At 66.1% G+C, this 9,838-nt stretch carries 9 protein-coding genes; 4 read left to right on the top strand and 5 right to left on the bottom strand.

Features of this window, described 5'->3' with window-relative positions; genetic code table 11:
• Positions 1 to 188 precede the first annotated feature (188 nt).
• Entirely contained in the window at positions 189 to 878 is a 690-nt protein-coding gene (locus ACREPD_RS13405; RefSeq protein WP_431599776.1) for a glutathione S-transferase N-terminal domain-containing protein, read from the bottom strand.
• Between the two features lie 108 nt (positions 879 to 986).
• Here ACREPD_RS13405 and ACREPD_RS13410 point away from each other — a divergent pair, with 108 nt between their 5' ends.
• On the top strand, positions 987 to 1,616 hold the full coding sequence (locus ACREPD_RS13410; RefSeq protein WP_431599777.1) for a TIGR00645 family protein: 630 nt from the start codon (positions 987 to 989) through the stop codon (positions 1,614 to 1,616).
• A 183-nt stretch (positions 1,617 to 1,799) separates the two neighbouring features.
• Positions 1,800 to 2,813, top strand: coding sequence for an energy transducer TonB (locus ACREPD_RS13415; protein ID WP_431599778.1), 1,014 nt, complete (start codon positions 1,800 to 1,802; stop codon positions 2,811 to 2,813).
• Positions 2,814 to 2,889: 76 nt separating this feature from the next.
• Here ACREPD_RS13415 and ACREPD_RS13420 read toward each other — a convergent pair whose 3' ends face one another.
• The 3 genes from ACREPD_RS13420 to ACREPD_RS13430 are packed head-to-tail and all read right to left on the bottom strand — an operon-like array spanning position 2,890 to position 6,325.
• Complete coding sequence (locus ACREPD_RS13420; RefSeq protein WP_431599779.1) at positions 2,890 to 4,074, bottom strand: ABC transporter permease; 1,185 nt, start codon at positions 4,072 to 4,074, stop codon at positions 2,890 to 2,892.
• Positions 4,071 to 4,817, bottom strand: coding sequence for an ABC transporter ATP-binding protein (locus ACREPD_RS13425; protein WP_431599780.1), 747 nt, complete (start codon positions 4,815 to 4,817; stop codon positions 4,071 to 4,073). Before ACREPD_RS13425 ends, ACREPD_RS13420 begins: the two co-directional genes overlap by 4 nt.
• Positions 4,814 to 6,325: an alpha/beta fold hydrolase gene (locus ACREPD_RS13430; RefSeq protein ID WP_431599781.1), complete on the bottom strand. Its 1,512-nt coding sequence runs from the start codon at positions 6,323 to 6,325 to the stop codon at positions 4,814 to 4,816. The genes ACREPD_RS13425 and ACREPD_RS13430 overlap by 4 nt, the downstream gene beginning before the upstream one ends.
• Positions 6,326 to 6,445: 120 nt before the next feature.
• Between ACREPD_RS13430 and ACREPD_RS13435 the strand changes: the two genes are divergently transcribed.
• Positions 6,446 to 7,948 carry a serine hydrolase domain-containing protein gene (locus ACREPD_RS13435; RefSeq protein WP_431599782.1) on the top strand — a complete coding sequence of 501 codons (1,503 nt, stop codon included), beginning with the start codon at positions 6,446 to 6,448 and terminating at the stop codon, positions 7,946 to 7,948.
• Between the two features lie 311 nt (positions 7,949 to 8,259).
• The gene (locus ACREPD_RS13440) at positions 8,260 to 8,787 is read left to right on the top strand and encodes a hypothetical protein (protein WP_431599783.1); all 528 of its coding nucleotides are present in this window, start codon (positions 8,260 to 8,262) and stop codon (positions 8,785 to 8,787) included.
• A gap of 194 nt (positions 8,788 to 8,981) precedes the next feature.
• Here the strand turns inward: ACREPD_RS13440 and ACREPD_RS13445 are convergent, their stop codons facing one another.
• Positions 8,982 to 9,731 carry a ferredoxin--NADP reductase gene (locus ACREPD_RS13445; RefSeq protein WP_431599784.1) on the bottom strand — a complete coding sequence of 250 codons (750 nt, stop codon included), beginning with the start codon at positions 9,729 to 9,731 and terminating at the stop codon, positions 8,982 to 8,984.
• Positions 9,732 to 9,838: the final 107 nt, after the last annotated feature.

A 9,838-nucleotide genomic window follows, 5' to 3' on the forward strand; every position in this document is an offset into this window, starting at 1 on the left:
CGGTTGGGGCCGGACGGGAGGCAACATCCTAACGAAAAGCGGCCCAGGGGTCCGGGCCGCCGGTACCGCGGGCCGCGGAGCCGACGGTAGAGCCGACTGTTAGTCGGCTGCCCTTGGCGGCATCCCGCAGAGCCAGCCGACTAACAGTCGGCTCTACCGCGGTGAAACAGGCGGCAGTGCCGCCCGTTTCACCGCTGGCCGAACAGGTGCTTGCGTTCCTCATCGCTCAACGGCTTGCCCGCATCCGGGTTCACCTGCTGGCGCAGCGCATAGGCGCGCTGGGTGGCCGGGCGGGCGGCGATGGCGGCGTGCCAGCGCTTCAGGTTCGGGAACGCGGCGAAGTCGGCCGGCAGCTTGTCGTAGGCACCAATCCACGGGTAGCTGGCCATGTCGGCAATGCTGTACTCGTCACCGGCCAGGTAGGCGCTGCTGGCCAGGCGCTTGTCCATCACCCCGTGCAGGCGGCGCACTTCGTTGCCGTAGCGCTCGATCGCATAGGGAATCTGCTCGGGCGCATAGACGTTGAAGTGCCCCATCTGGCCGCTCATCGGCCCCAACCCGGCCATCTGCCAGAACAGCCACTCCAGCACCGCGACCCGGCCACGGCTGTCGGCCGGCAGGAAGCGGCCGGTCTTCTCGGCCAGATACAGCAGGATCGCACCGGACTCGAACACGCTCTGCGGCGCGCCGCCGTCGGTGGGCTGGTGGTCCACCAGCGCCGGCATCTTGTTGTTGGGGGAAATGGCCAGGAATTCGGGCTTGAACTGGTCGCCGCTGCCGATGTTCACGGGTTTGATGGTGTACGGCAGGCCCAGCTCTTCCAGCAACAGGGTGACTTTGTGGCCATTCGGGGTCGGCCAGTAATACAGATCGAACATGTCGGATGCCCAGCGGTTCAGGAATCCAGAGTCTAGTGCGTCAGTCGGGTTGGCAGCGTCATGCAGGCCCGGTAACCTGCGGCGTCCCCCGCAACGCAGCATCCCAGCATGAGCTCGACTGAAAAGCCCATCAGCCCCCTGTCGTCCCTGATCTTCGCCTCGCGCTGGCTGCAGCTGCCGCTGTACCTGGGCCTGATCCTGGCGCAGTGCGTGTACGTGTTCCTGTTCGGCAAGGAGCTGTGGCACCTGCTGCACAAGGCCAACAGCATGGGCGAGCAGGAGATCATGCTGCTGGTGCTGGGCCTGATCGACGTGGTGATGATCTCCAACCTGCTGGTCATGGTGATCGTGGGTGGCTACGAAACCTTCGTCTCGCGCCTGCGCCTGGAGAACCACCCGGATCAGCCCGAGTGGCTGAGCCACGTCAATGCCAGCGTGCTGAAGGTGAAGCTGGCGCTGTCGATCATCGGCATCTCCTCCATCCACCTGCTCAAGACGTTCATCGGCGCGGGCAACCTGGATGGCATGCCGTTGTGCCGGACCGAGGCCTATTACGCCGCGGCGGCGGACGCGCTGGCCAAGTACGGCCCCAAGGCCGAGATTGCCTGCACCACCATGACCTCCAACGGCGTGATGTGGCAGACCATCATCCACGCCGCATTCATCTTGTCGGCCATCGGCATCGCCTACACCGACAAGCTGATGGCCCACACGCCGAGCAAGGCGCTGGCGCACTGAGTCCACCTGGGCGGCCTGCGACGCAACGCCGCCCTGCCCTTCCTGATGCCCTGCAAAGCGGGGCGCGGGAATGCTAGATTGGGCACCTGCAACACAGCCTGGATGCTGGGAAACGTCCATGGCTTCTGGTCGGCCTGACCGCATCAGGCCTTACGTATCGTCGTTCTTCAAAGGGGGAGTTGGATGTCGCACGTCAACACGAAAGCCAAGGTGCGCCTGCTGGCACCGCTGACCCTGGTGGTGGCCCTGGCCGCCTGCTCGGGCAAGGACGAACCGGCGCCTGCCGCGCCGACGGCACCGGCCACGCCGGCCGCCACACCCGCCGCCACGCCGGCACCTGCGGTGTCAGCCAAGGTCCAGTCGATGGGCACCGAGGAGCTTCGCGACCTGGCCAGCAAGGCCCTGCGCGAGAACCGCATGTACGCCCCGGCCGGCGACAACGCCATCGAGTATTACCTCGCCCTGCGCGACAAGACCCCGGACGACGCCTCGGTGAAGAGCGCGCTGACCGACCTGCTGCCCTACACCCTCATCGCCGCCGAGCAGAGCCTGGGCCGCGAGGACTTCGCCGAAGGCCAGCGCCTGGTGGCGTTGATCGAAAAGGTGGACGCCACGGCACCGGCCCTGCCGCGCCTGAAGACCGGCATCACCAACGGCATGCAGACCGCCCTCAAGCGCACCCAGGAAGAAACCGACAAGGTCAAGAAGGACGCCGAGAACAAGACCAGGCAGCTGGCCGACCAGCAGCGCCAGCAGCAGGCAAGCGAGGCCGAGGCGGCCAAGCAGATCGCCGCGCAGCACGACGCCGCCCGCCGCGAAAGCGAACGCCAGGACGGCGAACGCCAGGCCGCCGCCCGCCGCGAGGCCGAACAGCGCCAGCAGGCCGCCGCCGCCGCCCAGGCTGCCGCTGCCCGCCAGCCGACGCCTGCGCCCGCCGCGGCCGCCGCGCTGCGCGCGATCAGCACGCCGGCGCCGCGTTACCCGGCCGAAGCACTGCGCGCCGGCACCGCGGGCGAAGTGCTGGTGGAAATCACCGTGGGCACCGATGGCTCGGTCACCAACGCGCGCGTGCTGCGCGCCACCCCGGCCCGCACCTTCGACCGCGAGGCCCTCACCGCGGTCAAGCGCTGGAAGTTCGAGCCGGTCAGCGCCCCGGTCACCACCCGCCGCACGCTGACGTTCGCGCCGGCCGGTTGATTCCGCGCTTACCCACCGTGGGTGGGTACAGGATGCAAAAGAAAAACCCCGGAGCGATCCGGGGTTTTTTGTTGGGTCAACCTGAAATCGCCAACCGCTCCTGGTGGTAGCGGCGCACGGCCGCGAACCACAACAGGGCTGCCAGGCCGAACCCTGCCGCCAGGTACACCGCCCACATCGCCGCGCTGATCGGCTCATGGCGGATGATCTTCAGCAGCATCTGGTTCTGCGCCAGGAACGGCACGGCCAGCTGCCACAGCTCACTCTTCACCGGGTACACCATCAGCGCGTAGCCGGGCAGCATCGGCAGCAGCATCAGCCAGGTCATGTGGCTCTGCGCTTCCTTCATGCTCTTGGCGGCCGCCGACAGGAAGGTAAGCAGCGAGGTGCCGATGAACAGGATCGGCATCATCACGAACAGCATCTGCAGCATCGACAGCAGGCCCATGTTGAGCTGCCGTGCCGCCGCGCCGGTGGACAGCTGCGCGCTGAGCTTGAAGGCCGCCAGGGTGAGCAGCAATGACACCACGCCGACCACGCAGGCCGCCGCGATCTTGCCGCTCACGATGGCGCTGCGTTTGGCCGGGGTGGCCAGCAACGGCTCCAGTGACTGCCGCTCACGCTCGCCAGCGGTGGTGTCCATCACCAGGTAGGCACCGCCCAGGAACGAGGTGATGGTGAGCAGGATCGGCAGCAGCAACGAGAGCATCACCCCTCGCTTGGCCTCGGCCGTGGCCAGGTCCTGGGTGGCCACGTCCAGCGGGCGCGCCACCTGCGCATCGATACCGCGCGCGAGCAGCCGCAACGCGCCCACCTGCTGGCTGTAGCCATTGAGCGCCGCCTTCAGGCGCGCGGTGGGAATGTCGGCATCGCGACGGGTGCTGTCCTGCACGATCTCCACCAGCGCGGGCCGGCCCTCGGCCCAGTCGGTGCCGAATTCCGGGCTGATGCGCAGTGCGATGTCGATCTTCTGGTCGCGGATGGCGGCGGTCAGGTCGTTCGGCGGATCCACCGCATTGAGCCCCTGCGAGGCGAGGAAACGCACCAGGTTGGGGGCATTTTCGCGGCCGATGGTGGGAATCTCCAGCGGCTTGTCGATCTGGGTCTTGACCCGGCTTTCGGCCAGCTTGCCCATGCCCAGGATCAGGATCGGGTACAGCAGCGGCCCCAGCAGCAGCGTGAGTGCCAGGGTACGGCGGTCACGCGAGAGATCGCGCAGTTCCTTGCGCATCACAGTCAACAACGTGGCAAACGCGCTCATGCGTGCAGTCCTTCTTCATTGCCGATGACCTTCACGAAGGCATCTTCCAGGTTCGCTTCGCCGGTCAGCGTGCGCAGTTCGTCAGCGGTACCCGCCGCCATCACCGTGCCCTTGGCGATGACGACGATGCTGTCGCACAGCGCGGCCACCTCCTGCATGATGTGGCTGGAGAAGATCACGCAGCGGCCTTCGTCGCGCAGCTGGCGCAGGAAGCTGCGGAGCGCGCGGGTGGTCATCACGTCCAGGCCGTTGGTCGGCTCATCCAGGATGACGTTGCGCGGGTCGTGTACCAATGCCCGCGCAATGGCGGTCTTGGTGCGCTGGCCCTGCGAGAAGCCGTCGGTCTGGCGGTCCAGGATGTCTTCCATGTCCAGCGCCTTGGACAGCACCTTGGTGCGCTCGCGGATCTGCGCGCCACTCATGCCGTGCAGTTCGCCGAAGTAGGCGATGTTCTCGCGTGCGGTCAGCCGCTTGTACACGCCGCGCGCATCCGGCAGCACGCCCAGCCGGCGGCGCACGTCCACCGCGTGGGTGGCCGCGTCCAGGCCGTCCACCATGACCCGGCCCTGGTCGGGCGTCATCAGGGTGTAGAGCATGCGCATGGTGGTGGTCTTGCCGGCACCATTGGGCCCGAGCAGGCCGGTGATGCGGCCGTCCTCGGCCTGGAAGCCGACGTTCTCCACCGCCTTGATCAGGCCGGTCTTGGTCTTGAAGGCTTTGTGCAGGTTCTCGGCGACGATCATGGTTCCCATCCGTTGAACGAGGTGAAGGCCGGCACCGGGGTCAGCGTATCCAGGCAGGTGGCATCGAGCGATGTGGCGTTGGCCGTGTCCATGAACTGGCCCAGCAGCCGCGGCATGCAGCCGGCACCGATGGTGCCGTGGCCTTGGCCCTTGGCGATCAGGTGGCGGCCGTTGGGCAGCGTCTTGAGCACCTGTTCGGCATAGCGCGGTGGGGTGACCGGATCGAACTCACCGGACAGCAGCAGTGCCGGCAACGGTGCGCTCAGTGGCGCGGTGAAGTCCTTCGGGCGGGTGCCCACGTTCCACACCGGGCACGCGGCGAAGAACATGCGGGCGACTTCCGGGCCCAGCAGACGGTCGCCGGCCGGCGCTTCCTGGAAGCGGTCGTAGTCCTCGGCGCAGATCACCGACCACTGCATGCCACGGTTCATCTGCCCGCCCATCGAGCGGCTGACCAGGCTGTTGAGCGACATCAGCGGCGCGTAGCGGCCCTGCGCGGCTTCATCGAGCATCACCGGCAGCAGCGAGGACAGTTCCGGCATGTACGAGAACATGAAGGCCAGGCCGGTCACCGTATCGGCACTGACCGTGTCGCGGCGCACCTGCGCGGTGCCGGGGTCGCGGTATTCCACGTCGACCGGTGCCTTGGCCAGCGTGGTCATCACGTTGCGCAACTGGGTACGGGTATCGACCGGGAAGCGCTTGGCGCAGGCCGGGTCCTTGCGACACTGGGCGGACTGCAGTTCGATCGCCGCTTCGAAGGTATTGGCGAAGTCGGCACCGACGACGATGTCGTTCGGAACCACGCCGTCGATCACCACCGCACGGGTGTGCTGCGGGAAGCGCGCGGCGTACTGCTGGGCCACGCGGGTGCCGTATGAGGCGCCGACCAGGTTGATCTTCTCCACCCCCAGCGCCGCACGCACGGCGTCCAGGTCGCCGATGGCCTGGGTGGTGGTGTAGAAGCGGCTATCGGCACGGTCCACCAGCGTGGCCGCGCAGCGCTGGGCGTACTCGGCAATCACCGCCGGGGTGGGCGCGGCTTTCTCATCGAAGGCCAGTTCCTTGCCATCCGCGTCCAGGCAGCTGAGCGGGTTGGACTTTCCGGTACCGCGCTGGTCGACCAGGATGATGTCGCGCTTCTTGCGCACTTCGCGCAGCGCCTGGTTGACGATGGCGGCCACCTCGGTGGCGGACTGGCCCGGGCCGCCGGCCAGGAAGAACACCGGGTCCTGCTTGCCCTCGCCCAGGTTCTCGGTATCGAGCAGGGCGATGTTGAGCCCGATCTTGCGGCCCGTGGGCGCATCCGGATTCTCGGGCACCTGCAGCGTGGCGCACTCGGCCTCCACGTTGCTGCTGGCCTGGGCGCTGGTCAGGGTGCAGGGCTTGAACGTCAGTGTTCCGTACTGGCGCTCAGCGGTTTCCGGGGGTGCCTCCGGGGTGGCCTGGCAGGCGGTCAGCAGCAGCAAGGCTGCGCTGGCTGCCAGGGGACGGCGGGAAAGTCGCATTTCGATCGCATCCTGGATTGAAGGGTCTCAGCATGCCATGACGAGCGGGCGGGCTGGATGTGACCGAAGGGGGCTTGAGGTAATGTCGCCCCAGCCTGTCACCCACTCCTGGAATCACCCATGCAGTTCCGCCACGACGTTCGGTTGCTGCGCCAACGTGCAACATGCTTCTTGGGCACGCTTGCCCTGTGCATGGGACCCGCACTATCGGCGGAGGAAGCCTCTATGGCGCCGGAGGCCCGCGTCGCGCGCGTGGAGGCAGGGCTTTCCACCCCAGTGATGGTCAAGGGCGCGGTTGGCGGGAAGATGGACCTCCAGCAGCGCATGGCCTTCCATAACGTACCGGCCGTCAGCATCGCCCTCATCGACCAGGGGCGCGTCCAGTGGGCACGCGCTTACGGCGTGACCAGCGCTGATGGAGAGAACGCAGCTTCCGTCACGCCAGATACCCTGTTCCAGGCGGCCTCTGTCAGCAAAGCCGTCAGCGCAGTGGGGGCGCTCGTGCTTCTCCAGCAGCGCCGGCTTTCGCTGGATGCGCCGGCCAACGACCAGCTGACCGCGTGGAAGATTCCAGACAACGACTTCACCCGCGCCAAGCCTGTGAGCCTGCGCATGCTGCTCAACCACAGCGCCGGGATGACGGTCCATGGTTACTTAGGCTACGCGCAGGGGCAGCCACTGCCGACCCTGGTGCAGGTCCTCGACGGCACTGCCCCGGCCAATTCTGACCCGGTGCGGGTGGACGTCCTGCCCGGCAGCCTGTGGCGCTATTCGGGCGGTGGCTATGGCGTCGTGCAGTTGCTGATGGCCGAGGCGGCCGGGCAACCGTTTGATCGGTACATGCAGCAGTCCGTGCTGGGGCCGCTGGGTATGAAGCACAGTACTTTCGCCGTAGCACTGCCGCCCAGCCAGGACAACACGGCGGCATCGGGTCACACCGCCGACGGCCACGCGGTCGCAGGACGCTGGCACCGCTATCCCGAGTCGGCGGCGGCGGGCCTGTGGACCACGCCGAGCGATCTTGCGCAGGTGGTGCTCGAGGTCCAGCGCGCCGCCGATGGCAGCGCAGGCACGCTGCTCTCGCACGACACCGCACAGACGATGCTCACGCGTGGCCTGGGCGAGTACGGGCTCGGGCTGTACGTCGAGGATCTGGGTGACCGGACCAGCTTCAGTCATAGCGGTGGCACGACGGGCTTCCGCTCGCAGCTGTACGGCTATACGCATAGTGGCCAGGGCGCGGTGATCATGACCAACAGCGACAACGGCGCGGCGCTGATCGGCGAGATCCTGGCCAGTATCTCTGCCGAGTACGGCTGGCCGGAATTCAAGGTGATCGAGAAGCTCGCCATTCCGGGCGATGCCGCACGCAACCGGCAGCTCGCCGGCCGCTACGCGTTGCTGGGCAAAACCGCAGAACTCATTGCCGAAGGCGATCGGCTGTACCTGCAGAGCGACGTGCTCGGTGCAGCCCGCAGGGAACTGCATGCGCAATCTGCGACGAGTTTTTTCATGACCGAGCAGGACATGGTGCTGAATGTCCCGCCTGTCACGGATGGCCGCACCAGTAGATTCGAGCTGGTCAGCGGCGCCAACACCTACGCCGCAACGCGATTGGAGTAATGACTACGGCGTACCTCTGCTTACGCCTGGTCGATAGTTACCGGGGCTAAGTACCTTCTGGAGCCTTCGATTCGGATCTCCAGGATCGCGGCCGCATAGTACGGTGTGCCGCGCAGCAGCACTTTTGTTGCCGCCCAGCGGCCGTGCGCGACAGCGACTACGAAACTAGTGATTGATTTTGAGAATGGTGACGCGAGCTGCGCTTGCTGTCGTATTTAGCTATGCCAGTAGCCACCCGATCCCGCTACAAATTTCAGCTCGGCGCAGTCTCGATAGCCACGCGCCATCAGCGATTTTTGAGGCGTGGATGTATGGCGACGTACAGCAAGAGTGTGGTGTGGATCGATCATCGGCAGGATGGGGTGATTTACTCACTGAGGCATCTGCATCCAACCTACATCGTCTTCAAGGGTGAAGCCAAGGCGCGGCAGTCTGTGCTGCACATACGCGTCAGAATCGAATACTCACACCATTGCTTCTCGCAGGCGCCGTCAAAGCTTGGCGGCTATGATCCTGACCATGTCTACGGGTGGGTCGTGCGGCCAAATGATCCGCGCGTCTTCTGCCTCAAGCGCTGGGAAGCGAGCATGGCGTTGCCTGCAGTTCTGGCTGGCCTTGTCGAACGCAACTGCTATTCGACTCGGCGAAAGAACCACTTCGCGGTGAAAAGACACGTTTCGTCGGGACACTACGTTGTCTACTTCCGCGTGGAGAGAAGGGTGACCGGAGGCGCAGAACTTCGGCTCTTTGTCGAAAGCGCCTATTTTCGCGGCGATATGGACGAGGTGCTCGCCACAGCGGAGAAGGTAAGCATTCTGGATATCCTGCTTAGAGCCTGAAAAGCGAAATGCCCGCGCATGGCGGGCATTTGCTTGAATGTGGAGCGGGCCGGACTCTCTTAACCACTCTTGGTGGGACCACTTTCGTGGCGGCCAATGCCCCTTTAACCGGGTCGGGACATCCGTAGGGCGAATGCTATACCGGTTGTTCCACGGCGGCAACGACGGCCTTCACATTCCAGGAACCGCGGCAGCTACTTGCTGCTGACGTACTTCTCGCGCCGCACCTGCGGTGTCGGCAGGCCGGCTTCCTTCAACGCCTCGAAGGTGGCATCCACCATATCCGGGTTACCGCACAGGTAGGCGATGTCCGTGGCCGGGTTGGGCGCGAATTCGGCCAGGTGCTGCTGCACGTAGCCGTGGCGGACGTCCGGGTGCGGGTTCTCCGGCAGCTCGCGCGACAGGCACGGCACGTAGCGGAAGCCCGGGTGGGCGGCCGCGAAGGCATAGAAGTCGTCGCTGTAGAGCAGCTCGGCCGGGGTGCGGGCGCCCTGCAGCAGGACCACCTCCACCCCGCGCTCGGCCATGGCGGTAACCAGCAGCGGCAGCATGGAGCGGTACGGGGTGACCCCGGTGCCGGTGGCAATGAGCAGGTAGCGGGCGTTGTGGTCGCCCGGCATCAGGCAGAACCGGCCGAACGGGCCGCTGGCGGTCACGTGGCCGCCAATGTCCAAGCCCTCGAACAGGGCCGTGGCGGCGCCTCCGGGCACGAAACTGACTGCAATATCAACGGCTTCGCCCGGGGCCAGGGCGTGATCGTGGAGGGTGGCCAGGGAGTAGCTGCGCTTGGTGGCGGTGCCGTCGGCGTACTCGAAATGGACCTGGATGAACTGGCCGGGCTGGAAATCCAGCGGTTGGCCGTCATCACGCAGGAACTGGTAGTGGCCGACGGTGGGGGCCAGCATGCGCCGGTCGATCAGCTTGAGGGGGAATTGAACAGGCACGAATTTGGGAAACAGTGTGTAGCCGGGGCAAACCCTCGGGGCCTTCTATAATAGCCGCTCCCCCGCCCCTATCCAGCGCCGACCCTCGGGCGCGAAGGCAAGAGCTT

It is taken from the genome of Stenotrophomonas sp., assembly GCF_050737075.1.
Classification (GTDB): Bacteria; Pseudomonadota; Gammaproteobacteria; order Xanthomonadales; family Xanthomonadaceae; genus Stenotrophomonas.

What these genes read in the sequence shown, in the direction of transcription:
- ACREPD_RS13440 (WP_431599783.1), top strand. Translation starts at nt 8,260, where the DNA reads ATGGCGACGTACAGCAAGAGTGTGGTGTGGATCGATCATCGGCAGGAT.
- ACREPD_RS13415 (WP_431599778.1), top strand. Translation starts at nt 1,800, where the DNA reads ATGTCGCACGTCAACACGAAAGCCAAGGTGCGCCTGCTGGCACCGCTG.
- ACREPD_RS13435 (WP_431599782.1), top strand. Translation starts at nt 6,446, where the DNA reads ATGCAGTTCCGCCACGACGTTCGGTTGCTGCGCCAACGTGCAACATGC.
- ACREPD_RS13410 (WP_431599777.1), top strand. Translation starts at nt 987, where the DNA reads ATGAGCTCGACTGAAAAGCCCATCAGCCCCCTGTCGTCCCTGATCTTC.
- ACREPD_RS13425 (WP_431599780.1), bottom strand. Translation starts at nt 4,817, where the DNA reads ATGATCGTCGCCGAGAACCTGCACAAAGCCTTCAAGACCAAGACCGGC.
- ACREPD_RS13420 (WP_431599779.1), bottom strand. Translation starts at nt 4,074, where the DNA reads ATGAGCGCGTTTGCCACGTTGTTGACTGTGATGCGCAAGGAACTGCGC.
- ACREPD_RS13430 (WP_431599781.1), bottom strand. Translation starts at nt 6,325, where the DNA reads ATGCGACTTTCCCGCCGTCCCCTGGCAGCCAGCGCAGCCTTGCTGCTG.
- ACREPD_RS13405 (WP_431599776.1), bottom strand. Translation starts at nt 878, where the DNA reads ATGTTCGATCTGTATTACTGGCCGACCCCGAATGGCCACAAAGTCACC.